At 48.5% G+C, this 25,470-nt stretch carries 18 protein-coding genes and 1 pseudogene; 5 read left to right on the plus strand and 14 right to left on the minus strand.

Annotated features, from left to right (window positions below; genetic code table 11):
- Window positions 1–59 precede the first annotated feature (59 nt).
- The 4 genes from rfbB to rfbA form a co-directional block, all read right to left on the minus strand.
- Entirely contained in the window at window positions 60–1,079 is a 1,020-nt protein-coding gene (gene rfbB / locus DW870_RS08320) for a dTDP-glucose 4,6-dehydratase (RefSeq protein WP_117877419.1), read from the minus strand.
- 75 nt (window positions 1,080–1,154) lie between these two features.
- The gene (locus DW870_RS08325; RefSeq protein ID WP_117877421.1) at window positions 1,155–2,129 is read right to left on the minus strand and encodes a hypothetical protein; all 975 of its coding nucleotides are present in this window, start codon (window positions 2,127–2,129) and stop codon (window positions 1,155–1,157) included.
- 9 nt (window positions 2,130–2,138) lie between these two features.
- A complete protein-coding gene (locus tag DW870_RS08330; protein WP_117877423.1) occupies window positions 2,139–2,576 on the minus strand; it encodes a DUF4869 domain-containing protein in 438 nt (145 codons plus the stop codon).
- Window positions 2,577–2,670: 94 nt separating this feature from the next.
- Window positions 2,671–3,570: a glucose-1-phosphate thymidylyltransferase RfbA gene (rfbA, locus tag DW870_RS08335; RefSeq protein ID WP_117877425.1), complete on the minus strand. Its 900-nt coding sequence runs from the start codon at window positions 3,568–3,570 to the stop codon at window positions 2,671–2,673.
- Window positions 3,571–3,726: 156 nt separating this feature from the next.
- On the opposite strand from rfbA, the gene DW870_RS08340 reads away from it, so the two are divergent.
- Window positions 3,727–6,198 carry a glycosyltransferase gene (locus DW870_RS08340; protein WP_117877427.1) on the plus strand — a complete coding sequence of 824 codons (2,472 nt, stop codon included), beginning with the start codon at window positions 3,727–3,729 and terminating at the stop codon, window positions 6,196–6,198.
- Window positions 6,199–6,484: 286 nt separating this feature from the next.
- On the opposite strand, the gene DW870_RS08345 is transcribed toward DW870_RS08340, so the two are convergent.
- The 3 genes from DW870_RS08345 to DW870_RS08355 all read right to left on the minus strand — a co-directional run bounded on the left by DW870_RS08345 (window position 6,485) and on the right by DW870_RS08355 (window position 9,249).
- Window positions 6,485–8,023, minus strand: coding sequence for a DUF2142 domain-containing protein (locus DW870_RS08345; RefSeq protein ID WP_158565187.1), 1,539 nt, complete (start codon window positions 8,021–8,023; stop codon window positions 6,485–6,487).
- 179 nt (window positions 8,024–8,202) lie between these two features.
- On the minus strand, window positions 8,203–8,544 hold the full coding sequence (locus DW870_RS08350; RefSeq protein ID WP_117877431.1) for a DUF2304 domain-containing protein: 342 nt from the start codon (window positions 8,542–8,544) through the stop codon (window positions 8,203–8,205).
- Window positions 8,545–8,553: 9 nt separating this feature from the next.
- Complete coding sequence (locus DW870_RS08355; protein WP_117877433.1) at window positions 8,554–9,249, minus strand: glycosyltransferase family 2 protein; 696 nt, start codon at window positions 9,247–9,249, stop codon at window positions 8,554–8,556.
- A gap of 284 nt (window positions 9,250–9,533) precedes the next feature.
- Here DW870_RS08355 and DW870_RS08360 point away from each other — a divergent pair, with 284 nt between their 5' ends.
- A complete protein-coding gene (locus DW870_RS08360) occupies window positions 9,534–10,082 on the plus strand; it encodes a glycosyltransferase family 2 protein (protein ID WP_117877435.1) in 549 nt (182 codons plus the stop codon).
- Window positions 10,083–10,684: 602 nt separating this feature from the next.
- Here the strand turns inward: DW870_RS08360 and DW870_RS08365 are convergent.
- Window positions 10,685–11,833 (minus strand): glycosyltransferase family 4 protein, encoded by a 1,149-nt coding sequence (locus DW870_RS08365; RefSeq protein WP_117877437.1) that lies wholly within the window; start codon window positions 11,831–11,833, stop codon window positions 10,685–10,687.
- A 191-nt stretch (window positions 11,834–12,024) separates the two neighbouring features.
- The gene (locus tag DW870_RS08370) at window positions 12,025–13,266 is read right to left on the minus strand and encodes a polysaccharide biosynthesis C-terminal domain-containing protein (RefSeq protein WP_117877439.1); all 1,242 of its coding nucleotides are present in this window, start codon (window positions 13,264–13,266) and stop codon (window positions 12,025–12,027) included.
- 466 nt (window positions 13,267–13,732) lie between these two features.
- Here DW870_RS08370 and DW870_RS08375 point away from each other — a divergent pair, with 466 nt between their 5' ends.
- Window positions 13,733–14,590 (plus strand): phosphorylcholine transferase LicD, encoded by an 858-nt coding sequence (locus DW870_RS08375; RefSeq protein WP_117877441.1) that lies wholly within the window; start codon window positions 13,733–13,735, stop codon window positions 14,588–14,590.
- A gap of 728 nt (window positions 14,591–15,318) precedes the next feature.
- Here the strand turns inward: DW870_RS08375 and DW870_RS08380 are convergent.
- The 3 genes from DW870_RS08380 to DW870_RS08390 form a co-directional block, all read right to left on the minus strand.
- On the minus strand, window positions 15,319–17,388 hold the full coding sequence (locus DW870_RS08380; protein WP_117877443.1) for a L,D-transpeptidase family protein: 2,070 nt from the start codon (window positions 17,386–17,388) through the stop codon (window positions 15,319–15,321).
- 43 nt (window positions 17,389–17,431) lie between these two features.
- The gene (locus DW870_RS08385) at window positions 17,432–18,499 is read right to left on the minus strand and encodes a C40 family peptidase (protein ID WP_158565188.1); all 1,068 of its coding nucleotides are present in this window, start codon (window positions 18,497–18,499) and stop codon (window positions 17,432–17,434) included.
- A gap of 108 nt (window positions 18,500–18,607) precedes the next feature.
- Complete coding sequence (locus DW870_RS08390) at window positions 18,608–19,603, minus strand: N-acetylmuramoyl-L-alanine amidase family protein (RefSeq protein WP_117877447.1); 996 nt, start codon at window positions 19,601–19,603, stop codon at window positions 18,608–18,610.
- A 165-nt stretch (window positions 19,604–19,768) separates the two neighbouring features.
- Between DW870_RS08390 and DW870_RS08395 the strand changes: the two genes are divergently transcribed.
- Window positions 19,769–21,541: a phosphotransferase gene (locus DW870_RS08395; RefSeq protein WP_199573644.1), complete on the plus strand. Its 1,773-nt coding sequence runs from the start codon at window positions 19,769–19,771 to the stop codon at window positions 21,539–21,541.
- Between the two features lie 2 nt (window positions 21,542–21,543).
- On the plus strand, window positions 21,544–22,485 hold the full coding sequence (locus tag DW870_RS08400) for a DMT family transporter (protein WP_117655878.1): 942 nt from the start codon (window positions 21,544–21,546) through the stop codon (window positions 22,483–22,485).
- Window positions 22,486–22,546: 61 nt separating this feature from the next.
- Here DW870_RS08400 and DW870_RS08405 read toward each other — a convergent pair whose 3' ends face one another.
- Together DW870_RS08405 and DW870_RS09415 are read right to left on the minus strand one after the other, a co-directional pair.
- Window positions 22,547–24,688 carry a C39 family peptidase gene (locus tag DW870_RS08405; protein ID WP_117877449.1) on the minus strand — a complete coding sequence of 714 codons (2,142 nt, stop codon included), beginning with the start codon at window positions 24,686–24,688 and terminating at the stop codon, window positions 22,547–22,549.
- Window positions 24,689–24,787: 99 nt separating this feature from the next.
- Window positions 24,788–25,470: pseudogene (locus tag DW870_RS09415) on the minus strand (N-acetylmuramoyl-L-alanine amidase family protein); the annotation flags it as partial.

Consider the following 25,470-nt stretch of genomic DNA (forward strand, 5'->3'; position numbering starts at 1 on the left):
TCCCCATGCCCTGCGGCCCCGCGCGGGCGCCCCGCGGTGCGGTTCGCCGGAATGCAGTCTTACTGGCCCTGTGCGCGGTAGCGGGCCTCGGTGGCCTCCTTGGCGGGGCGCCACCAGGACTCGTTGGCGACGTACCAGTCGATGGTCCGCTTGAGCCCCTCGGCGAAGTCGGTGTGGGCCGGCCTCCAGCCCAGCTCGCGCTGGAGCTTCGTGCTATCGATGGCGTAGCGGCGGTCGTGGCCGGGGCGGTCGGCGACCCAGTCGAAGTCCTCGGGGTCGCGGCCCATGGCCTCGAGGATCATGCGCAGGACCGTGATGTTGTTCTTCTCGCCGTCGGCTCCGATGAGGTAGGTCTCCCCCATCTCGCCCTTCGTGAGGATGTCCCAGACGGCCGAGGAGTGGTCCTCGGTGTGGATCCAGTCGCGGACGTTCTCGCCGCGGCCGTAGAGCTTGGGGCGCACGCCGTCGATTATGTTGGTGATCTGCCTGGGGATGAACTTCTCCACGTGCTGGTAGGGGCCGTAGTTGTTGGAGCAGTTGGAGATCGTGGTGCGCAGGCCATAGGTGCGGGTCCAGGCGCGCACGAGCATGTCGGAGCTCGCCTTGGTGCTCGAGTACGGCGAGGACGGGTGGTACGGCGTCTCCTCGGTGAACTTGGCGGGGTCGTCGAGCGCCAGGTCGCCGTAGACCTCGTCGGTGGAGACGTGGTGGTAGCGGATGCCGTGCTTGCGGACGGCCTCCAGGAGGCGGAAGGTGCCCTCGACGTTGGTGCGCAGGAAGGGCTCCGGGTCGGCGATGGAGTTGTCGTTGTGGCTCTCGGCGGCGTAGTGCACGATCGCGTCGTGGCCGGGGACGATCCTATCGAGCAGCTCCGCGTCGCAGATGTCACCGACGACGAGCTCGACCCTGTCCTCGGGCAGCCCCGCGATGTTCTCGGGGTTGCCGGCGTAGGTCAGCTTGTCCAGGACGGTGACGTGGACGCCCGGGTGGTTGTTCACGACGTAGTGCACGAAGTTGCTGCCGATGAAGCCGCAGCCGCCCGTGACGATGATGTTCTTAGGTTCAAAAATCTCAGACATGAAAATCCAATCTGAAGCAAGTACAGCTTCTTTAGTATGCCGCAGGAAGTGACGCCGCGGCACTATTCAACAAAACTATCGGACATTTCGGCATGCGATAAGAGCCATGACCTTCGCAGAATTACTTCCCCTACAAAACGCCTCCGGAATGCAGTCTTTGTCGTACCGGAAGACCGAATTCCCAGTTTTATCGCGTAAGTACTTATAGAAGAAGTCTTCCCAGCTTTTAAACTTCTCACTGTTTACAAAGGCTTCTGGGGTTTCCAAAACCGCCTTAACATCTAACCTTGAAATTACGCCAGAGCTCAGCAGAAGCCACTCGAATGACTCGGGAAGACAAACCGTAACAGTATCGCGATGAATGTCTTGCAGCTTAAGGACGCGGTCCGCATGGCACCCAAATGCCGCTCCGTCCGCAACAACAAACACGCGATCATCGAGATGCTGATCCAACCACCCCAAAATCGCGCTGTTCGTCATAGCCGAAGCACAATTAAGCTCACGGCCAGCGAAATGCCGTTCAAAGAACTGAAAACCAGACTTACTGTCCTCGCATAGAAGGATGGAAAAGTCCTGCTTTGGCGCTGACCGGGAAATAGCGTAACGGTGATTCCCGCGATCTTGATAAACAGGGACGAAAGAATGGTATTTTCCGCTCGTCTTAATCTTGTATATCTCATCCACGCTATACGGAAGATTGGGGAAGTCAGCCCTTGAGATCAGCACGAAGTAGTTCGAGGAATACAATACATGATGAACAAAAACATCGGAATGAATCTCTTTTAAGCCCTCGTCGACAAATACAATCGAATCATGAACGGACGAAAGCTGATTTCTCCAGTCATAATCAGTCAAGGCAACGCAAGGACAATCGCATTGCAGAGAAACGCCCGACTGCTCACCCATACGCATATAGTCCGCGACCATGTCAAACAGCGTCGTCTTGCCGGTACCGCTATTACCGCGCACGATAGTGATATTCCGCTTAATAGTGAATGTATACTTGGTTCCCCTACGGCGGGAAATCTTAACGAGATGCGAACCGTTCATAAGCAGCACCTACAGGTACGGAATCGACTCGTGGATTAATTCAGCCATGTTATGAGCGATGTTGCCGCTGTTCACGACTTTGATTTTGAAGTCCTCGCGACCAAAGTCCATCACATGATAGAGGTTGATAACGAGTTTGCGGTCTTTCGCCATGTCGAGAATCCACTTAGCACAGTTATCGCCACAGGTTGAAGCATTAAAAATATGCTTACGATCGAACTTCATAAGCAACAACGTTTTCACGCCACCAGAAAGCTGGAGCGGCGAAATAGGCCCAAGCACAGGGCTTTCGATGACGTTTTCGGAGACAACGTCCGATCGGTCGACATCCTTAATTATCGAAACCGCATAGGGGTCCGTGATCCAAGAAGACCGGTAAGAGTTTTTGAAATATGTCGCTGTGTTGTAAATCGCTTCTGGCATATCGCCAAAGTAGACGCTTAACACATCCACTCCCAATCATATTGGCTATATGGTCACCGTAATCATAACGAAAGGGGCCACCAGATAACGGTGGCCCCTAAAAGAAAGCAAGAAGACGCTAGTACTCGCGCGGGCTGTTGACAATCTCGCCGGCGGCGACCTTCTTCAGGTGCTGGCCGTAGACCGACTTGCCGTAGGCCTTGGCCGCCTCCTCGAGCTCGGCTGTCGTGATCCAGCCGTTCTCCCAGGCGATCTCCTCGGGCACGGACACCGGCAGGTCCTGCGAGTGCTCCACGGCGCGGACGAACTCCGCGGCCTCGTGGAGGCTCTCCATGGTGCCGGTGTCGAGCCACGCGTAGCCGCGGCCGAGGGTCACGACGGAGAGCGTCCCCTCCTCCAGGTACATCCGGTTGAGGTCGGTGATCTCCAGCTCGCCGCGCTCGGAGGGCTGGACCCCATGCGCCTTGGCGGCCACGTCGCCCGGGTAGAAGTACAGGCCGGTGACGGCGTAGGAGCTCTTGGGCTCGGCGGGCTTCTCCTCGATGGAGACGGCACGGCCCTCCCCATCGAACTCCACGACGCCGAAGCGCTCGGGGTCGTCCACGTGGTAGCCGAAGACCGTGGCGCGGCCCGACTCGGCGTTCTGGACGGCGCGCGTCAGGTGGCGCGACAGGCCGTTGCCGTAGAAGATGTTGTCGCCGAGCACCAGGGCGCACGGCTCGCCGGCGATGAAGTCCTCGCCGATGGTGAAGGCCTGGGCCAGGCCGTCGGGGCTCGGCTGCTCGGCGTAGGACAGGTTCACGCCGTAGCGCGAGCCGTCCCCGAGAAGGCGCTCGAAGTTGGGCAGATCGGTCGGCGTGGAGATGACCAGGATGTCCCGGATGCCCGCCAGCATGAGGGTGCTAAGCGGGTAGTAGATCATGGGCTTGTCGTAGACCGGCAGCAGCTGCTTGGAGGTCACGAGCGTGAGCGGGTACAGGCGCGTGCCGGACCCGCCGGCGAGGATGATGCCTTTCATAAAAATCCTCTCGATTGACAATCGTTGAGCAAAAGCCGCTGATTACAGATGCATAGTTAATTAAATTATACGCACCGGCAGCAACCTCCCCGTCTTCTTATTTAAATCGGACAGCAGAAACACGCAACTCTTTCTGCATTTCTAGCGAGGCAACAAATGAAAAAGTACAATGAGCAGTGTCCAACAAACGAAAGGCAAACAATGCGAGTCGAAACAACCGGAGTATGCAGAGGAAACTGGAAAATCTACCAGCAGCTTAAGATTGAAGGCATCCATAAAGGCTCCAGCGTAAGAGCCCAGGCGGCTACAGACGATAACCGCTGCTTGCCTTTATCCCTCCTAAAATTCCGGGACAATAGCTGTGATTCGAACTCATACGTCCTTGTAATCCCCGATCCCGATGCTCGCGCCATCAAAATTGAGTTTAGCGAAATCGGCCAAGACGGTCGCACCCTGAGCAGCGACTCCCTTTCGCTAAATTGCAAGAACATCAAATGGGAGTCGCGCCTTAACTACAAAATTAAACCTGACATGTGCAGCAAACTCCGAAACTACGATGACGTTTCAGAGTTTGACATGGCAACGATTGATTTTTGGCAGTGCATCGAAGATTCAAGCGACTATATCCTTAGGTGCACGGTGAGAACACCTTATCGTAACGACTCCAAAATCAAACTGCGTTGCCTCGATCGAGCCCTCAATGAAGTTGATTTGAGCATCGTCAATTTCGGGTCGAATGTAACAAGCGTTGGATTTACGTCCGAGAAAAAGCAACTTGAAACGCAGCTCTCGATTCGCATGCCAAAGGCGTTCGATCGTTACTACTTTGTTATTGACGATCAAAATCACCCATCATTCAGTGCGTTTGACTGCTTAACGCCCGATAAATTAGGCTTGCTTCTTGAGGAGACCAACTTCCTCTTTACCCATGCGCAGTTCGATCCTGAATACCCCGAATGGTTCACGGAGCATAAGGCCACCATCGGCGCTTTGGAGAAGCAGAGAAAAATCGTCTTCGACTGCGCTCCGAAGTTCAGCATCATTGTCCCTCTTTACAACACGCCCATTTCATTCTTTAACGATATGGCCGAATCTGTAAAAAACCAGTCTTATGCAAACTGGGAGCTCATCCTAGTTAATGCGAGTCCTGACAATCAGGAATTAAAGGCTCGCGTTGAGCAGGAGACGGCCCACGACAACAAAATTAAATCAATTAACCTTACCGAGAATAAGGGCATTTCCGAAAATACAAACGCCGGCGTTGCCATCGCTTCGGGTGATTTCGTCTGTTTCTTTGACCATGACGACATTCTTGAACCGGACTTGCTGTTCTCATATGCCGAGGCAATTGAAAACAATAATGACGTCGATCTTCTTTATTGTGATGAAGATAAACTCATGCCCGATGGAAAGCTAGCGCAGCCGTTCTTTAAGCCGGATTTCAATATCGATCTGCTCAGAAACAATAACTATATCTGCCATATGCTTACCATCCGTAAGTCTCTGCTTGACACTCTAGAACCGAACACGAAAGAGTTCGATGGAGCACAGGATCATAATCTGACTCTCCGCGCCGTGGAAAAGGCAAGGAAAGTTCATCATGTTGCAAAGGTTCTATATCACTGGCGCCTAAGCGAGACCTCCACCGCAGCAAATGCCGATAGCAAGCCGTATGCCACTATCGCAGGTATCAAAGCGGTCCAGAGTCATTTGGACAGGCTTGGGCTCAACGCAACGGTCGAACAGGCACGTCGCCCCTTTACATATAAAGTAACCTACGCCGTGCCAGATTCCCATCCGCTCGTGTCGATTATCATTCCGACTAAAGACCACGCCGACATTCTGGACAACTGCATTAAGTCAATTGTTGAGAAATCAACGTACGACAATTTCGAGCTTGTCATAATCGAAAACAACAGCACAGAAAAGGCGACGTTCGATTATTACGATAAGTTGCAAGCAAAATATCCCGATATCGTTCGTCTTGTAACTTGGGAACACGAATTCAATTTCTCCAAGCTCATGAACTTTGGCGTTGCTCACGCCAAAGGAAACTATCTCTTACTGTTGAATAACGATACAGAGGTAATTACGCCCAATTGGATAGAAACCATGCTTGGCATCTGCGCACGTGAGGATGTTGGCGCAGTTGGTGCAAAACTCTACTATCCCGACAACACCATTCAGCACGCGGGCTTATGCGTCACTGGCGGCGTGGCAGGGCATCTTTGCCAAAGCATGCCAAGGGATAACTGGGGATACTTTGCACTCAACGATGCACAACAAGACTTCAGCGCCGTCACTGCAGCTTGCATAATGACCAAGCGTAGCGAATATGAGAAAGTCGGGGGTTTCACGGAAGAGCTTCAAGTTGCATTTAATGATGTTGACTTTTGCTTAAAGCTACGCGAGATCAACGACCTGATTGTATACACACCCGAAGTCGAGCTCTATCACTACGAGTCGATTTCTAGAGGAGTTGAAAACAATACGGAGAAGCAGATTCGCTTCCACAAAGAGGTCGCATACATGAACTATCGATGGGCTAAGTATTACGTCGAAGGCGATCCTTATATGAATCCAAACTTCACCGTCGGGGAACCCGCGAATCGTTACTATCATTTATAGATAATGAGTATTTACTCATTTGGGCGCTGTTGAATATCGCGAAACTGCGCCGTCGATATCGCGCTTGGGCACCGGGCCCGACATGGGCTCCGGTGCCGTTTTGCTACCTGCGGTCCGCCCCGCGGCACGGCCTCATGTTGGCCTCTCGCATGCCAACCTAGCGCTCGGTCAAAGTCTCTGCTTGGCTTGTAAAAGCATAGCTTTCGGGGACCCTGCGGCGTCCGAATCATCGCCTGTTATCTAAACAGTTAGATAGAAGAAAAACCCGAGAGCATTACGCAAAGGCCTACACACAGGATGCAATACTAATAAAACGAATAAGATATAAACAATTCATCACGCACATGCCAAAAGAGACGACAGAAAGCGAAGATGAGTTGAATTTAAACAAGCGCGTTCTCGACCCAAACAACAAAGCTGGTAGAACAGGAAGAAAATATCGTCCTTGAACACCCTGTATTACATTCTCGTAATTGAACGTCCAGCCCAACCACATAGATACAATGGAACCAAGGGCAGCCAAAGCAAAAGCGATAATAAACAGAATGGAACAAATGGGGCTGAGAAAAGAGGGCTCATCTTCGGAATCCAAACAACAAATAAACCCAAACAACAAATAAGGAATCATAAAAAAGGTTGGAAACTGCAAGTTTTTTTGGAGCCATCCAAGCGAATACCCTAAGGTGGATTCCCAATAAAAATCTCCTAGGGAATCTAATGTCCTAAAAAAGACCTGGAAGCTATTCTTTGGATGCATGATGATGTCACTGAGCGTATAAAACCGCCCAATCTCTTGGCCACGAGAGACATCTGAAGACTGAGATACCAATGTGCTCATTGATGCTAGGCGCAGCACTAGAACGGAGGCTATAACAGCAAAGATTAGTGTGCACTTACCGATACGTCCGACTTTCACATCTTGGAACTGCGAAAGGGGCACAAGCAAACCAAGTAATATCAGCCCAGAATAAATAACCTTACACGGAGCCAAAAACGCCGAAATAATTAAATAGATGACGATTTCTTTACAACCTATTGATTTCTGCTCTCCAAAAAAACCGCGCATTAGACAAGCGAATACTAAAAGCGAGTACGCAATAATTCCTGAATCATAAGAGTATGAAGCAGCCAAGTGAAGCGTCATAGGCAGCAGCGAAACAAAAACAATAATCGATTTGCCCTTAGGTGCAATCCTGTATGCCTGGAACGCACAAAAGCAAAAAACCAGAGCCGAACCAATGCGCCCCATATAGAACACAGGATAGGCACCAAGTCCGAAAAACAGACCGATTTGCAGACCAACGATAGATCCTATTTTCGCAGTAACATTCTCACTACCGACGCTAAATGAGAACTCATTGAACGGAGTCCACTTCCCATTCTCAAACAGAGTAAAATTCTGAATAATCGAATCAAATGAAGAGGAGTCAATGGCGTTACTCTGGCGATTCTTATAAAGGGAAAGATCGATATCCCGTACTAGGAAGCCACCATTATTTGTAACATGTGCATTATATGGAAGATTATCAACCAACCAATAAGATGAAAAAAAATGATGGCCTTCATCCGGAACCGTAAACGGAGGAAAGATAAAGACAAAAATAATTAGAAACGCTATAAGCAGCGCCAAAAATACCCATTCACTTTTAAGACGATAGTATTCCTTTGCATATGCAGCACAAAGGCCAAGAATTAGAATCAACGAAATCGTAATTGTAAACAGTGTAAGTAATCTCGGATTATTTAGATACCAATAGACTGAATAGAATGCAAAAAAAACGGCGAACACAATGAATGCAGTCTTAAATCTTACAAAACTTGTCATGGAAATCCTTTGAAACCAAAATCTTATTGCGAAATAGAAGTCGCTGAAATAAGTCTTAAAAAGCGAACGGGAGACTGTCATCTAAAAACAATAGTTAAATTTGCGGCATCTCGACTTCGAAGATGTCCATCCATACTGCATATAGAGACAATCCCTAATCCCCTACGCAGATACCAAAACTAGCTGGAACTGCTATTCTTTTCGAGCAATGCTATTTTTTGTGTCAGATTTTTAATCGCAAGCGCTTGCCTACTAACGGTCACAGATAGAGACAGCAAGATTAAAATTACGAAAATAAAACCAGCGACAAAAATAAAATTGGCAGACGTTACAAAGCCAAAAAAGGAAGAAAGGAAATAAATCGGCACAGGGAAAATACTACATAATAAAAGGGTAACGACCAAAGCTAGCCATAAAAGGGAGTAGCGTAATTGAAGTTTATCGGTCGACACGAGACGAATGACATAAAGAGCCAATAACAAGCAAGCGAATACTATGGCGATCCGTATTGATACAGACATTATCAACTCCTATTTTGAGTAGGCGGATATAAAAATAGCTAACGTAACCTTGATCATATAGTAAACGCTGGAAAAACCAGAAATAGAAGAAGTGCCGCCCTGTCGTTCCTTCATAACAACTGAAACCTCTGTTACATCTAAGCCCTGAGCGAGCGCATAAACAATAGAATCAGGCTCAGGATAGTCAGAAGGATACTTATTACAGAAAAGCTCAATGGCCTTTTTATTACAAGCCCTAAAACCTGAAGTCGGGTCTGTAATTCTCCGTCGAGAAACCAACCTGATTACATTTGAAAACCAGGTTATGCCAATTCGCCTTAAAAAAGAGGACTGAAAACCGGTCGTCGGTATTAAAAACCTAGACCCAACAACAATATCGGAGCCGGATTGAATCTTTTCAATAAGAGCGCCGATGTAGTTGGGGTCGTGTTGGCCATCGCCATCCACTTGAACATCGATATCATAGCCAAACTGTCGAGCGTATTTATGCCCAGCCTGGACTGCACCGCCAATACCAAGATTCTGTGGCAAATCAAGCACATTAAGGTGGTTCTCTTCACATATCTGGAGAGTCTTATCCGTAGAGCCGTCATTAACCACAAGGTAGTCATAGCCAAATTGCATAACTGACTGAACCGTGTGAAGTATATTAGCCTCTTCGTTATAAGCTGGAATTATGACCAAAACGCTAGGGCTATTATTCATAACAATCCTTAACAGAAGTTTACTAATGGAAGTTAATATTCAGAGTATAGGCTTGGATATTATAATCTTAAATAGAATTTATATATAGAGACTACTGAGATTTGGATCAATACAGTTGAAACGCAACGTACAGATTGACTACTGAATCTAATAAATCAATTGATGCGAATCAAGGCCAATTATTAGATGATGTAGTCAAATTGGCAAACAACTACACTTGAGTGCGTCTTTCACGGCTGTTGTAAAATGCAAAATCGTAGACCATAGTTAATAGGAGAAATCGAATGTTCCTTTCAATTATTATCCCTGTATATAATTCCACCCAGTACTTGTCTGAATGCGTCAATTCTCTTTTAAACCAGTCTTTTAAAGATTTTGAAATTCTTCTTGTCGATGATCAGTCAACTGACAATTCCCCGGATATCTGTCGAGATTTTGCCAACAGTAATGCAAGAGTTAAATTTATCCAGCGGGCACAAAACGGCGGAACTTCTGCTGCTAGAAACACAGGACTTAGAGCGGCAAAGGGGAAATATGTTACATTCACCGACAACGATGACTATTGGAGATTCTCGAATGCCATATCTGATCTCTACCAGCTCATTAGCAATGATAACGAACCCGACGTTGTAATTTATCCCACTTGTTCATATTGGGAGAGCCGGAATGAGCTTATAGTTGATTCAAATCCGAATAATATTGATACTTATCAAAACTCTTCGGATTTCGCAACTTCAATAAGCTCGTTAATAGAATCGGGCTTATATTGCTCTGCTGTATGGAGCAAAACAGTCAAAAGACAGTTGATTGTTGACAACAATCTATTTTTTTAGAGGGCAAGAGGAATGAAGACTGTGACTGGTCTTTGAGATTATTGTATCAAATTAAGTCTGTCAAACTCTATAACTCCCCTTTTTATGTTTGGCGACGCAATTCCGCCGTGTCGCAAAGTGTAAAACCGCTTGATGCAAAAATCGTCAAGGACCTTTTAGGCATACTCCACCAGCATTGCGAAGCCATTAACACAGAAATGATATCTAAAACCAATAAGGCAGCATCGAATGCTTTTGCGGCCTATCTCTATGTAGTACTTCTTGGCTACGCGGGAACCCTAAGTAAAAATGAAGCTAACGTTATTTTAGACTCAGCCATCAAATGCAGCTGGCTGCTTAGTTGCAGCGACAGAAAACAGGTACGGATCTGCAGGTGCGCCGCACGCTTTATAGGTCTAACCAATACCTCAAAACTACTAGGGCTGTTGATGAATAGAGAGCGACGTCGTATTGCAAGCTAGCAATTCTGTGATCACTCAACCAATGCAATGAATAGCTAAACACAGACGCAGTGCATAGCATTAAGGCGTAAATCTTGAATGCTATGCACTGCTTACTTTTGGACAAGCATAGAATCCCCGGGATCTGGACGCCCGGGTCAATTATTCGCCAATAGCAAATGCAGAACAAAGCAATTTAGCAGAATCCCTCCAAGAATGCTTCGATTCGACAAGCATCCGAACCGCTTTAGATTGAGCTTTCAACAAAGAACGATTTGACACAACTTGATTAATAGCCCGCTCAACCGACTCCATACTCATAGATTGAATAATTGTCCCATATTCGCTACTCGGAATAAGCTCCCGAGCCCCTCCGACATCAGTAACGACAGCAGGACACCCGCACGCAGCTGCTTCCAGAAGTATTGTTGAAAAACCCTCGGAACGAGTCGGGAGACAAAGTAAATTGGACTGCTGAAGAAGCGCAGAAACATCAGCTGCAGACAGACGTCCCACCCAGTGAAGTGACTCCCCCTGAGCGAGCTCAACCTCAGAAGACATTGGCCCATCACCCGCCAAGACAAAATGGACCCCGAGATTAATAAGTCGTTGGCTTTTCGAAGTATCAATTATTGACTTGATTCCCTTTTCTGGAATGAATCGACCAATGTAGGTGACAATAAATTGAGTCTCTCCTAATTTAAGCTCATGTCTAAAATCTCGCCCTGAAGTCATTTCGCGATATTCTTCTGCGTCAATTGCGTTTGGAATAACGCCTTCCGCTTGAATTCCAAAATGCCAAAGCCATTCCATGCTTTTCTGAGAAACGCCGTAATATGCAGGGCTATATCTCTTGCCCCATGCAGTAATAAGATGCTCATACATGCACACAAACGGATCAAGCATTGGATTACTAAATGAAAGATGAGCCGACCCATGATCAAGCACGACAGGCTTTAGACCCTTCTGCCGAGCAAATCTAATACCAGCAATTGAATGAAGGTAAAACCTTGCATTTATCAGAACGCCGTCAAGGTCTTGAGCTTCGAGCCATTTCCAAAGATCCAGATTTTCTTTATTGATCTTAGCGATTGGAAAGCGTCCATCAACAAGTGGAAAACACGAAAGACGAAGGATTTTAATATCAGAATCATCCTCGATGCCAGAACCAACAAAATTGGTATCGTTGGTAACAACGATAACCGAAGCGCCCTTTGCCGCAAGGGCGTGCGCCATATTCTGAGTAAAACTCTCAATTCCACCCATATGAGGAGGATATTGAGCTGAGAAAATCGCGTATGTACTAGCCATGGTATTTATACTCCCATCCGTCTACAAAGGCAGTCGCTGCTAAATAGATAAGAACAGGGGCCTTCAATCATCATATTGCTCAACCGTCCACCATATGGTTTTGCTGGTAGCATTTCGCGTCCGCATCAAAATATGAATTCAGAACTACGCCGAATACCGGAGACCATGAAAAGCTGCAGCGAATACGCTGCCTATCTATCTGGATTATCAATGACAAGACTACGGACAGATTTAGACAGAAAAGAAAACAGAATGCTACAGGCTATGAAGTAACTGATGATGACTACATAACTGGCTCCATTTAAACCTGTTCGTGGTATCAAAAACCATGCCAAAGGGAATGAAATGAAGCACCCAATACAATTCCCAATAAAACAACCGGCCATATCACGGACGCTAATTAGAAGATCGCTTAAAAATGCAACCAGAGCCGTAAACGCAGAACTAAAAAGACCCGCATATATTAAATAGCTATTGGCTGCAATCCTACTCCCAAATACGATAGTGAGTAGTTGACTGCCAAAAAGCATGAAAACGCCCGCACAAACAGCAAATAGCACACACATCGATAAAGTCACATTGAAAACAAGTCGAAAAAGCCCCGACGCGTCCTTCGCTTCGTATCGCTCAGCAAAAGTTCCCAAAAGAGGGGCATAAACATAGGTTGCGCAGGCCTGAATGATTACAATCGGAGTACAAACAGTTGCATAAATACCCAATGATGAAGCGCCGTAACACTCCCCCAGAAATTGACGTGAATATGTAACCACCACCGAACAAAGAGACATGCCGACCACAGCAGGAAGGCATGACATAAATAGACGCTTAATAACCGCGGCATTAAAAGAAGGCCTAACATCAGTAAATTGCGATGCGATCTTATAGTCAAAAATAATCACAGGATAAGTAGCCACAACCATAGCAAACAAGGCCACATTGAGATTATCGAATTTTGCTAGCCCTATGATAAAAGCGGCGAGAAACAGCGTTGCTCGAATTATCATTGAAATACCGCAATAATCCATTCTGAGATGTTGCTGATCAACTCCATGCAACACATCGATGAAAACATCCCCAGCGCGGAATACAAGGTAAAGGAATATTACGGTATAACTGTCCCTTGAACAGGTGAAATACATGTATATATACGTAAAAATTAATCCAAGAAAAATCGTCGTTAATCGAAAACCAACATACTCGCCTGCTGATACCTTCTCATGAATATCGGAAACCTGATAGGATCTAATTCGGAAAAGTCCAATTTGTGAAAAGATATTTGAGACAGACATTGCCACCGCAAGTAAGCCTGCGGCATCGTAGCTGCTAGACAGTCTCGCTACAACGACAGTAATAAGCCATTGACAGCCCGAGTAGTATAAAGAACCAATCGAGTTCCATAGCATATTTGCCTTAAGTGAATTTTCCTTCAACATTCCCTCTTAATCCAAATTCGAATAACTTAATTTATTCTAGATATAATAAACTTGACCAGAACAATTTACACATGCCAAGGCTATCCAACGCCAAATTTCCGTTCGCTATATTAAAGCGTAAGAAGATTTCTGGCACACCTTCCACATAAAGCGTGACTACTCTCGGAAACGCAACAAACCTATCTATTCCGTCCGCAATCCGATGATGACAGTTGGCTCTCAATTGCATATAGATGTACAGTCTTCACTATGCGCATAGCTATTTATGTCGAAAGTCTATCCTTAGTGCACCGCAATTGTTAATTCGCCGATTATCCTATATATGGTACTAGTGGCCTTAATGCACTACTTGTGGGGCGTATATGGTTTATTTCACCACTTGAAAGGCCCTTTACTTTTCCATTCCATAATGTTGTAAGAGTTTTTACTAGCTGCTTACGATTACTATCTAGTGTATGAGGTTACTATGACAGAGGATAGTGTGCTGACTCGTCTTCAATTTGTTGAACTCTCTATTTTGGAAGTAGTTGGCTCTCTTTGCGATAAATTCGGAATTAATTGGTGGCTTGATGGGGGCACCTGTCTTGGAGCCATGCGCCATAAAGGTTTTATACCTTGGGATGACGATATTGATATTGGAATGATGCGTTCTGATTACGATCGTTTTTGCAGCATTGCTTCTACTGAATTGCCCGATGGCTATTCCTTCCATGATTCTCGCAATTCTCCTGGCTATGCGGCGATGTTCTGTAAAGTCTATAAGGATGGCACTCGCTTCGAGAACCAAGAAGGGAGGGACTCTGGTTCTGCTATGGGTATCTTCGTTGATGTCTTTCCGTACGATTATTTATATGATGAGCCTAAGCTTAGATCTCGTCAGCTCAAACTTGCTTTGAATGCTCAGCGCCGTTCTTACCTTTATCATTCTGGGAATATCACTGTTCCTCATCGAGGCTTCCTTGGCTTTATCGAAAAAGCTGGTTGCAAGGCGTTACATTTCATTGAGAAAGCGTCCAATAGGGGTCCCCTTGAGTATCAGCGTCAGTTCGATCGCTCTATACCTGATTGCAGCGTTGGCACGGTCAGCAAGGAATGCCTAACTCTTGCTTGGCCAAATATGAATCCTATTCTAGTGGATGATATTTTTCCTCTCGCTCATGCGGAATTTGAGGGAAAGCTATATCCTGTCCCGAGGTTAACCGACAAGTATCTTACAACGATGTATGGGGATTGGCGTGCCATTCCCAAAGAGGAGGACCGACATACTCATTTACCCCTTCTAATTGACTTTGGGGATGGGGAGATTTGGGAGTCCGAGAAATAGCATAGGGTATCACTACGTTCTTTTTCCCACACTATATCCTCCTCATATAAGTGGCATTGAAAACTTCACCTACAGTTTGCCGCACGCACTCATTGAACGTGGCAATGAGGTGCTGGTGGTTATGAACAATACAAATGGTTTAGATGCCGAATTTTCTGTCGAAGACGGGGCGCGCGTTCTTCGCCTGTCCTGTTTTCCCTTTTTGCGATGCGCTTTCACGTTTCTAAGATAAATGCTGTATCACGTAAATTGTAGAAGCGTATCGAATGCCAGCAATTCGATGGCGTGCTCGTATATGCTTATTTCTATATTCATTCGCTTGACGGCATTAGGTTTGCCAAAAAATAGGACACAGCACCCGTTATCCTAGATTACGGCTCAGCCTTTCTCTCATTCGGTAATCCGGTGATTAATCCCTTGGCCCGTACATATGAACGCCTAATAACGACTTTGGACAAGCGATTCCATCCAGATTATCATCCTGTTTCAAGCAAGACTGTTGAGTAGATGAGGTCTTTTGGTATTGCGGCAAAGGGTGTTAGCCCAATTCAATTGGTGCTATGTCATTCAGGAAGATGTCCTTGGGGCGAGACTTTCGCAATGAACTTAGCATAGACGCTGGGGCTTTTTTAGTCTGTCTTGTCGGTCGGGACACCCTCTCCTTCAGGCAAATTGGTTTCCTCGAACCCTCCCAGCCTCATGAATCAGATTCAGAAATTGCTCCTCCTTTAATACGTAACAACCTTCGTTCCATAAGGGATGTTATCGTAAATCCATTTTGCGTTCTGGATCTCAAGGCGAACGCATCCAGCAGACGACGGAACGCCCATCGTTGGATCCATCACCCGGTTGCTATTAACGTAATAAGGCGACGAATGGAATAGATAGTCGCCATAGAATTGCGTGTAGTAATAGCAAGTGTACCCATGGCCAAAGGAATAGCCCTTGCCATAGACCTGATACTCCCCCAACACCGTAGGTGTACTAGCTTTGCCGGTGGAACATACGTATCGACGGTTCAAAGACCAATTCCCCCTAGACCCCGTATAAATGCTTGTAAGACAGCGCGAAGTGTCGACGAGTATCAGCCAGTTTGTATTGCTTGAATAACTTTGGGCCTTAGCATCCATATAATCAGACACCCAAGCGCCGTTTGCCATAAAGTAATTCCAGGACCCGTCCACAACGCGCCAGCCAGTAGCCATAGCACCACTAGCGTCAAGCCAATACCAGGTGCCGTCCAGATTGAGCCATCCGGTCTGCATGAAACCAGACGAATTCAGGTAATACCAAGATCCGTTAACGGCAACCCAACCGGTTTTCATAACGTAAGTGGACGGATCTAAATAGAACCAAGAACCATCCTTGTACAGCCAGCCAGATTTTGCATAGCCGCCCGCCTCATCAAAGAAATACCATTTTCCATTTACGCTCTTCCATCCAACGCAGAGGGAACCATCGGTTGGATCAGCATAGAACTTACAGCCTCCAAGCATCACAAACCCGTGAGCTTCGATCAATTCGCCATCGCCGTTTGATGTAAACAGTTTTCCATTACGCAATGCTCCACACAATGAGCAATCAGAACCAGCAAAAGCCTTAGATGGCTCATCCTGAACCGAGTTCCGGACATCTACCCATTCACGACAAGCAACAGCGCCTGAAGCTTTTGCATAATAGCTTTTCCCATTTACAGAAAAATGACCAAGCAGCATTTTACCGTCGGCGGCAGGATCGAGATAATAGTATTGACTACCGTCTTTCAGCCATCCAGTCTTTATAATGCCCGACGCATGAGAAGGCTCAGCGTAATACCAGTCTCCATCGCTCATAAACCAGTCGAGTGACAGCGCTCCCGTTGAAGAAAAATGATACCGATTGGATCCGATGGCAAAAAAGCCGGTAACCATCCTATTGTTATTTGCGACATCGAGCCAATACCAAGCGCCGTTCACCGAACGCCAGCCCGATGCAAGTGCGCCGGAACCGTCAGCGTAATACCAGTCCGTCCCATCAAACGCCCAGCCAACAACCATTGCACCGGAATCAGATAAATAGTAACGAGACGAACCAACGGAAACGATACCCCTTGACATGGCGCCATCATTGGCGGGATCAAGCCAATACCAACTATTGTCAGCTTGAAGCCAGCCTGTTAAAACTTCGCCATTGCTGCCCCAATACCATAAACCGTTATCAAGACACCATCCATTAATCAGCCCATAGGCTCCAAGAAGATAAGGATGCCCATCAATAACACGTCGACCAGTAGCCATAGAACAGCTGTTAAGGGAGTCAAACCAGTACCATTGACCTCCAATAAACTGCCAGCCACTTACCAAAGCGCCTGATGGACTCGCGTAATACCACTTATTGTCAGTAAAAATCCAGCCGCAGCTCATTGCACCGTCACGAGCGGGGTCCAAATAGTACAACGAGTCGTCAATAATCTGCATTCCGGTCAAACGACAGCCGTCAAGATAGTAATACCAGGACAAACCATTCCATTGCCATCCAAATAGCTTTTCTGTCCTCGACGGTTCTTGGCTTTCGACAACCTGTTGGTTCGAATCTTCCGATGTTTTGCCAGCATAATCGCTGGACCCTTGAGGGCAACCGCCACCGGCAAAGGCACCCGACCCGTCTGTAGAGTCGCACCCCACGATGCCGCCGTCCATCCCCTCTTCCGCGGCATAAGCAAAGCACGGAAACGCAGGGGTGAAAAGTGAGAACGAGACGGCAAATACTAGCACGCCGATTACTCGCCAACAAATTCGATGCTCAATCCGGACATTCATTTCAGGCCCCCAAACCGATATCGACCGTCTTACAGCAAAGCAATTAAATAAATGGACGGGCTGCGCCGATCACATTTCCCCTTGCGCTTATGGGATGAATTCCGACGCCCTGATGAGGCCAAGAGTCAATCATCATACCGCCGCCAAGTGCAATAGCGATATGCCCACGGTAATAAATCACATCGCCGCGCTGAATCGAGTTCGTGCTAACGGGCATAAAGATATTGCTTCGATACCAATTCATGGAATTGTAGGTTTGGCTTGGATCCCAGCGATGGTTATAAGGGTTGTAAACACCCATATCCATGCCAGTAGCATAAAGGCACTGCAAGACAAAACCAGAGCAATCAACAGCTCCACCGGGAGCGGTAGACCAAGGCTCAATATATTGCGTACCGATATACTCATTGGCGCGCTGGATAAAGGCGTTCACGCAATCTTCCCGCGTTGCTTCGACAGAAATGCGAGAAGGGGTCACATAGGTAAAGTATCCGGTGCAATAGCTAGGCAGCTGAACAGTCCAAGAACTGACCTGAGGATACTGGGATGGATTTTGCCAGCCAACTTTGTCGCACTGGCCATCGCTCCAGAAAACTCGGCGAACACCATCGATGGTTCTTGCTCCCGTCGCCATAGCGCCGCCGCCGTCTAACCAATACCACTTACCCGAATCTTTACGCCAGCCAACATGCATGCTTCCATTGGACTCAAGGTAATACCATGTTCCATTCAGGCATTTCCAACCAGTTGCCATTTTTCCGCCAGCGTTTAGGTAATACCATGCACCGCCAGTAAAAACCCATCCGGTCTTCATCACGCCAGAATCGGCATCAAGCCAATACCAATCGCCGTCAATCTGCAGCCATCCAAGATGGATGGCACCCGTTCCGGGCTCAGCGTAAAACCTTAGATTTGCGAGATTAACCCAGCCGGACGCAACCTGCCAGCCATCAGTTCCAGCGGTTTTTAGGATAGTGCCGTTTTCGCAAATCACATCCTTGCAAAGATATCCATTATCATCAGCGTATCTCTCAACGCCATCATTAACGGTAACCCAGCTTGAAACCACAAGCCTACCGCTCTGGTTTGCAAAACAATCGTTGCCGCCCACCTCGAATAAGCCCGTTTTCATGAGATGGCTAACAGGGTCCAGGTAATACCAGCTTGCGCCTTCTTTACACCAGCCTGAAATAAGTGAGCCAGATTGGGAGGCTAGATATCAGCCGTTCTCGGACTGAGCCCAGCCAACAGCCATGGCCCCATTGGTATTCAAATAATATGCTGCGTTACCAAGGTCTAAATACCCAACGAACATTTTGCCGTCGGAAGCTGGGTCGAGATAATACCAAGTGTCGTTAACAAGTTTCCAGCCAGTGGCCGCAATACCGTTCGAGCAATAATACCAATCTGCTCCGTCTTTGTACCATCCATTTGCGAGGCCATAGTCACCAAAAATGTAGGTTCTTCCACCAATCTTTTGACGACCCTTGAACATGATGAACGTCTGTGAGTCAAAATAATAGCGAGCCCCACCTATCGTCTGCCATGACGAAGCAAGGGCACCCGATGAATAAGCCCAGTACCAATTCCCGTCAACGAGAATCCAGCCGGTTTTCATAGCACCAGAGGCATCTAAATAGTATTTCCCGGTCCCAAGGTCGACAAAACCAACCTGCATTACATGGGTGGCAGGATCTAGGTAATACCATGTGCCGTTTTGGTAAAACCAACCAGCAGCTAAATCGCCTCCAGCATTGGCATAAAACCATTTCCCATCTGAGTTGCGTAGCCAGCAGTTTTGATATAGCGCGCCAAAAGGCGTTGCGGCATTACAGTCATTCGCATAAAACGAAGCAGTCGATCCGCCAGCATCGGTCACATTGAAATAACCTGTCTGCATTGCACCATCATTGGCTGGATCAAGCCAATACCAATAGCCCCCGCTTTGCAGCCAGCCAGTTTGGTGTTTACCGTTTTTTCCGTAATACCAAACTCCAGACGACTCGTCTCGTTGCCAGCCATCTTTTATGACGGAAGAAATATCAGGTTGCAAATCATCGGAAACCACAGAAGAAAAATCCGCTTTTGACTCAATACTCTGAGCCTCAACGGAATCCTGTGCAAACGCGACATTCGCACTCAGGGGCGAGCAGCAAGCAGTGATTAATGACGCGACAGCACAAACAAGCGCGGCCTTCTTTTTGAATCGATACATAAGCGACCCTCCCAAATATCTCAGTTATCTATTTTAGTCCACATTCCAAGATTGATTTTCGTTACTGTCTGTTCAGTCTGTGTAGATAAATTAATTAAATTGAACATATCGTTCAATCATTCTATTCTTTTCCTAAGCATTGAACATCTTAATTGGAGGCCTGCAGTGGAACTGACCAAGCGTAACTTTACAGTTCTATACGAATACCTAAAGAACCCATATGCCAGCCAGCGAGAAGTTGCCGAGCGCACTGGCCTTTCACTTGGATCAGTAAACGCAGCAAATAGAGAGCTCACGAACGAAGGCCTTCTCGAATCGGACAGCCTAACCGACAACGGTTACGAAGCACTTCACCCCTATAAGGTTGAAAACGCAGTGATATTGGCTGCGGGGCTTTCGAGCCGCTTTGCTCCCATTTCGTATGAAAAGCCCAAAGGCCTTTTAAAAGTACGTGGCGAGATCCTCATTGAGCGTCAGATTAGGCAGCTGCAAGACGCGGGTATCAGCAATATCACCGTCGTTGTCGGTTATAAAAAAGAGTATTTCTTCTATCTTGAAAGCAAGTTCGGCGTTTCGATTGTCGTCAACAACGAATATGCATCCAAAAATAACCACGCATCGCTTATGTGCGTAAAAGAGCGACTTGGCAACACCTACATTTGCTCAAGCGATGATTACCTTCTAAACAATCCGTTTGAGGCATATGTTTGGAAAGCATTTTATTCTGCTCAATATGCTGAAGGCGCCACCAAAGAATGGTGCATTCAAACGGGAGCAATGGATAGAATCACCAATGTTACGATCGGTGGTTCCGATGCATGGTATATGCTCGGACATGTTTACTTTGATAAAGCCTTCTCGCTTGTGTTTAAGCAGATTCTTGAAGCGGAATATGACAAGCCCGAAACAACGGACAAGCTTTGGGAAGATCTATATATCGAGCACATCAAGGAGCTCGATATGATGATCAAGAAGTATCCTGAGGGCGAGATCAACGAATTCGATTCTCTTGATGAGCTGCGTGCCTTTGATCCGCATTTTATCGAAAACGTTGACTCCGATATTTTCGATAACATCGAGCAAGTGCTCGGCTGCTCCAAATCAGAGATTCACGACGTTTATCCCCTTAAACAAGGTCTTACGAATCTATCGTGCCACTTTAGAACCAATGACGGAGAGTACGTTTACCGCCATCCGGGAGTCGGGACCGAACTGCTTATTAACAGAAATGGAGAAGTAGCCGCACTTAAAAAGGCCAAGGAGCTCGGCCTTGACGACACGTTCATTCATGAGGACCCAAAGCGTGGTTGGAAAATTTCGAAGTTTGTACCCAACGCAAAGCAGCCTGACCCGCATGATCCTGCCCAAATGAATCGAATGATGCAGATGTGTCGTTCGCTTCACGAGAGTGGTGCAAATGTTGAAACCGAATTTGACTTCTACCTCGAAGCGAAGCGCTACGAATCACTTCTTCTGGAAAAAGGTCCCATCGACATTCCAGGCTACAGGGAAATGTCCGCCGAAATCGATGAATTGGAGCACTTTGTACAGGCCGATAATGCACCAAAATGCCTTTGCCACAATGACTTCTTTTACCTCAATTTCCTTATCGATGAGAACGACAAGTACTATCTCATTGACTGGGAATATGCTGGCATGAGCGATTACGCAAACGATTTTGGAACATGCAGTGTCTGCTGCGAGCTTTCCGAAGATGAAGTCGACCGCGCGCTTGATGCATATTTTGGGCGCAAGGCAACAAACAACGAAATTGCGCATAACTATGCGCACATTGCCCTTGCAGGATGGTGCTGGTACCTCTGGTCTCTTCTGAAAGAAGCCGAAGGCGACTTCGTGGGCGAATGGCTCTATATCTACTTCAATTACGGTGCCAAATACCTCAAAAAGGCACTGGAGATCTATCGGAAAGGTGAGTAACGATGCAATTCGGCTTTTTTAGCGGTCTTCTTTGGGGCCTTGATACAGTAATTCTTGGAATCGGCTTGGCGCTTGCGCCCTATATTGGATCGGCGGAAGCGCTTGCATGCGCCTCCATTGCGGGATCCTTTCTCCATGATGCCTTCTGTGCAATTTGGCTCTTTGGCTACATGGGAGTCCGAGGCAGACTAAAAGACACGCTCGCTGCACTTAAAACTCGTTCGGGCAAGGTCGTCATCGCCGGCGCCCTACTCGGTGGACCTATCGGAATGACCGGCTACGTATTGGCAATTAATAACATCGGAGCTGCCTACACGGCAATCATCTCCGCCTTCTATCCCGCAGTCGGAGCATTCCTTTCCTTCGTACTGCTGAAGGAGAAAATGGGCAAAGGCCAGATTCTTTCCCTTCTCGTTGCTCTTTGCGGTGTAATGACGATGGGCTATCTATCGGCCGGATCGAGCGAGATTGCAAATGCCCCCCTCGGCTTACTCGGCGCAGTGCTTGCCGTTATTGGATGGGGATCCGAAGCGGTGCTGTGCGCATGGGGAATGAAAGATGATGCCGTTGATGACGAAACAGCTTTGCAAATCCGCGAAACTACAAGTGCGCTTGTTTATGGAGCGCTCGTACTCCCCCTCTTCGGAGCATGGCATTTCACGTTGGGCGCTATCCCAAGCATGCCCACATTGATTATTGCACTCGCCGGACTCGCAGGAACTGCATCCTATCTGTTCTATTACAAGGGCATTGCGGCAATCGGAGCAGCGCGTGCGATGGCTCTGAATATCTCCTATTCGGCATGGTCAGTGGTCTTTGGCCTGATCTTGCTTGGAACAATTCCCGACATGGCATCCGTAATCTGCTGCGTTGTAATTGTATGCGGAACAGTTTTGGCAGCCAGTAACTGGGACGAACTATTTGGACGTAAGAAGACGGCGTAGCTAGATTAACAATGTAGCAAAAGGGGAGAGCTCGTCGAGCTCTCCCCTTTTAGCATCATGGCTATTCAATTACCACGGCCTGGCTATCCATCTGTTGCCACGTGCCGAAGAACACTTGGGCATTTCGCGTAACATTGCCGTTAATCGAATCCGAAAGATAGACAATTCCCTGCTCGTCATCATAGCCTTTAAGGACTACGGCATGATTACCGCCCCACAGACCATAGGAATGCCCGTTATACCAACGCGCAGCATAACGGCCTCCTGGCCAACTTCCCCATTCGGTATTCCACATCTCAACAGGTTGACCACAGGTCAGCCTGTTCTTAATGGAAGAAATTGACGAGAAAGAGACGTCTTTTGCCTGCTTGCCACTTCCAGCAGCACGCAGAAAGTTATTACCAGCAATAGTAATCGCAGGTGCGACGCATCCCATGAGACCCCCGCTGCTACGCCTTGGATTGCCATCAAAAGCGGTAACAAAATTGCCATTACTTCCCTTGGGCAAATAGTAATCCGCAATAATCGTCTTACCTAAACCGAAACCATAGTAGTTAAGCAAGTTTGTAAGGGCAACCGACTCACAGCCAGTAGGAAGTTCCGGGTACTGCGAATAGCACGGGACATCGACCCAAGCGCCAACCATTGCGCCGGATGAACTGAACTTGTAGTCAGTAGAGCCGATCCAATACCAACCGTTGCTCAACATTACTCCCCCACGTGCGGCATCAAGGTAATACCATGTGTCCCCACGGGAAAGCCATCCCGTTTTCATTATGCCAGAAGCGGAATCTAGCCAGTACCAGTTACCGCCATCGTTAAGCCAGCCGGTCGCCATTCGACCATCCGAGTTAAAGTAATACCAAGACCCAGCAATTTGCTGCCATCCAGTCAGAATTACCCCATTAGCAGAACAATAATATCGAGAACCCTGACTCTCAATCCAGCCCGTTCTGGCATTACCGTCATCGTCAATCAGCTGGATTCCCGAATCGGTCATTATGCCTTTAAGGTCAATTGCGCCGCTGGATGACGAATGATACATCCAAGACCCATCACCGTTTGACCAGCAATTAGCCATCATCTTGCCGGTACTATTAAATATGTATTCACATGATCCGATAGTTTGAACGCCCGTGGTCATGGCATGCGTCGAGGGGTCGAGCCAGTACCATGCACCGCTTAGGCTGAGCCATCCGGAGGCGAGGGCACCGGAGCCCGTCGCGTAGTACCAGGTCCCGCCGTCGAGCACCCATCCGGTCGCCATCGCGCCGGAGGCGCTGAACCAGTACGCTGAGTCGTTGCACACGTGAAGGCCCGTCACCATGGCGCCGCCCGCGTCGGGGTCGAGCCAGTACCAGGAGCCGCCGGTGTAAAGCCAGCCGGTCGAGGCGATGCCGTTCGCAAACCAGTACCAGGAGCCGTCGACGAGGCCCCATCCGTTAAGGGGGCCGCAGCTGCCGAAGTAGCGGCGGACGCCCTGCGCGTCCGTCTGGTAGCCCGTCAGCATGGCCCCCGTCCGGGCGTCGAAGCAGTAGGGCACGCCGCCGACGGATACGGGGCCGCGCGCCAGCGCGCCGGATCCCGTCGCGTAGTACCAGGTACCGCCGTCGAGGAGCCATCCGGTAGCCATCGCGCCGGACGCATTAAACCAGTACAGTGAGCCGTTGCACTCGTGAAAGCCGGTAGCCATGGCGTGCGTCGAGGGGTCAAGCCAGTACCACGTACCGTTTAGGTTGAGCCAGCCGGAGGCGAGGGCGCCGGAGCCCGTCGCGTAGTACCAGGTGCCGCCGTCGAGCACCCACCCGGTCGCCATCGCGCCGGAGGCGTCAAACCAGTACGCGGAGCCATTGCACTCATGGAGCCCGATGGCCATGGCATGCGTCGAGGGGTCGAGCCAGTACCAGGCCCCATTGGTATAGAGCCAGCCAGAATGCAGCGAGACTGGATTAACTGAATCCACATAGAACCAGTTACCGTCAAACGAATTCCAACCCTGATTCCATTTAACGGATTCTTGAGCAGACCCATCATTGATTGAATCGGAAGAATTAAGAGTCGAGGAGACGGATTGCTGCTCAAAATCAGTAGGGATGAAGGAGCTTATGGATTCTGCGTTCGCGATATCAACCACACCGGGCCCAGCGAGCAGTAGAGTTGAAAGAATGATTAGGATTAATGTTTTTCGCTTTTTCCTTGCCATGTCAGCCCCCAGTAGTAACCAATTTTTACATAAACATAGTCTACAAATGGATAGCTAAGAGCAATATGTAATTAGAAAAAAGCAATTAAAGAAGAGTTGCTAGCCGAGCCAAGCACCATTACTAGCAAAAGAGTATTGTGCCCCGTCGATCTGCTGAACACCAGTAACCATAGCGTGCGTCGAGGGGTCGAGCCAGTACCAGGCGCCGCCGACATATGCCCAGCCGGAGGCCAGCGCGCCGGAGCCCGTCGCGTAGTACCAGGTTCCGCCGTCGAGGACCCATCCGGTCGCCATCGAGCCGGAGCCGTTGAACCAGTACATGGAGCCGTTGCACCCATGGAGCCCGGTGGCCATGACGTGCGTCGAGGGATCGAGCCAGTACCACGTACCGTTTAGGTTGAGCCAGCCGGAGGCGAGGGCACCGGAGCCAGTCGCGTAGTACCAGGTCCCGCCGTCGAGGACCCACCCGGTCGCCATGGCGCCGGAGGAGTTGAACCAGTATGCGGAGCCGTTGCACACGTGAAGGCCCGTCACCATGGCGCCGCCCGCGTCGGGGTCGAGCCAGTACCAGGAGCCGCCGGTGTAAAGCCAGCCGGTCGAGGCGATGCCGTTCGCAAACCAGTACCAGGAGCCGTCGACGAGGCCCCATCCGTTAAGGGGGCCGCAGCTGCCGAAGTAGCGGCGGACGCCCTGCGCGTCCGTCTGGTAGCCCGTCAGCATGGCCCCCGTCCGGGCGTCGAAGCAGTAGGGCACGCCGCCGACGGATACGGGGCCGCGCGCCA

Source organism: Collinsella sp. AM38-1BH (assembly GCF_003467545.1).
Classification (GTDB): domain Bacteria; phylum Actinomycetota; class Coriobacteriia; order Coriobacteriales; family Coriobacteriaceae; genus Collinsella.

What these genes read in the sequence shown, in the direction of transcription:
- DW870_RS08345 (WP_158565187.1), bottom strand. Translation starts at nt 8,023, where the DNA reads ATGACAAGTTTTGTAAGATTTAAGACTGCATTCATTGTGTTCGCCGTT.
- DW870_RS08350 (WP_117877431.1), bottom strand. Translation starts at nt 8,544, where the DNA reads ATGTCTGTATCAATACGGATCGCCATAGTATTCGCTTGCTTGTTATTG.
- DW870_RS08390 (WP_117877447.1), bottom strand. Translation starts at nt 19,603, where the DNA reads ATGTATCGATTCAAAAAGAAGGCCGCGCTTGTTTGTGCTGTCGCGTCA.
- DW870_RS08375 (WP_117877441.1), top strand. Translation starts at nt 13,733, where the DNA reads ATGACAGAGGATAGTGTGCTGACTCGTCTTCAATTTGTTGAACTCTCT.
- DW870_RS08365 (WP_117877437.1), bottom strand. Translation starts at nt 11,833, where the DNA reads ATGGCTAGTACATACGCGATTTTCTCAGCTCAATATCCTCCTCATATG.
- rfbB (WP_117877419.1), bottom strand. Translation starts at nt 1,079, where the DNA reads ATGTCTGAGATTTTTGAACCTAAGAACATCATCGTCACGGGCGGCTGC.
- DW870_RS08360 (WP_117877435.1), top strand. Translation starts at nt 9,534, where the DNA reads ATGTTCCTTTCAATTATTATCCCTGTATATAATTCCACCCAGTACTTG.
- rfbA (WP_117877425.1), bottom strand. Translation starts at nt 3,570, where the DNA reads ATGAAAGGCATCATCCTCGCCGGCGGGTCCGGCACGCGCCTGTACCCG.
- DW870_RS08380 (WP_117877443.1), bottom strand. Translation starts at nt 17,388, where the DNA reads ATGAATGTCCGGATTGAGCATCGAATTTGTTGGCGAGTAATCGGCGTG.
- DW870_RS08405 (WP_117877449.1), bottom strand. Translation starts at nt 24,688, where the DNA reads ATGGCAAGGAAAAAGCGAAAAACATTAATCCTAATCATTCTTTCAACT.
- DW870_RS08325 (WP_117877421.1), bottom strand. Translation starts at nt 2,129, where the DNA reads ATGAACGGTTCGCATCTCGTTAAGATTTCCCGCCGTAGGGGAACCAAG.
- DW870_RS08340 (WP_117877427.1), top strand. Translation starts at nt 3,727, where the DNA reads ATGAAAAAGTACAATGAGCAGTGTCCAACAAACGAAAGGCAAACAATG.
- DW870_RS08400 (WP_117655878.1), top strand. Translation starts at nt 21,544, where the DNA reads ATGCAATTCGGCTTTTTTAGCGGTCTTCTTTGGGGCCTTGATACAGTA.
- DW870_RS08355 (WP_117877433.1), bottom strand. Translation starts at nt 9,249, where the DNA reads ATGAATAATAGCCCTAGCGTTTTGGTCATAATTCCAGCTTATAACGAA.
- DW870_RS08370 (WP_117877439.1), bottom strand. Translation starts at nt 13,266, where the DNA reads ATGTTGAAGGAAAATTCACTTAAGGCAAATATGCTATGGAACTCGATT.